Here is a 436-nt window from a genome sequence, read left to right on the forward strand (position 1 = left end):
CGGTTTAACAGCAGTGAGTGGCCTGCATGGGTATACTGAAGCCAAGGTTCAAACCGGCAGTATTCAATAGTTATCCAACCGCTGAATACCCGGTTTGACCGGCACAGAATGCAGACGACAACAGGAGCATCACCCATGTGGGATCAACGTTATAACGAAGAAGGTTTTGCCTACGGCACGGTAGCCAATGATTTTTTGCAAGCCCAGTACGGCCAAATACTGGCGGGCGGCAAGGTCTTGTGCCTGGCAGAAGGCGAAGGACGGAATGCTGTTTTTTTGGCCAAACAGGGTTATGTTGTTACCGCGGTCGACCAGTCGTCGGTTGGCCTCAACAAGGCACAGCAACTGGCCGCGGATAACGGCGTGGTTATCTCGACGGTCGTCGCCAATCTGGCGGATTTCGACCTCGGCACCGAGGCGTGGGATGGCATTGTCT

1 protein-coding gene is annotated in these 436 nt (G+C 54.1%); it reads left to right on the forward strand.

The genetic code is table 11. The annotated features are described in order from the left end of the window. Positions 1 to 135: 135 nt before the first annotated feature. Positions 136 to 436: class I SAM-dependent methyltransferase (locus tag Q4563_RS16290; RefSeq protein ID WP_303605221.1), on the forward strand; the 301-nt coding region annotated here is incomplete at its 3' end.

The sequence above is a fragment of the Gilvimarinus sp. 1_MG-2023 genome, assembly GCF_030548285.1.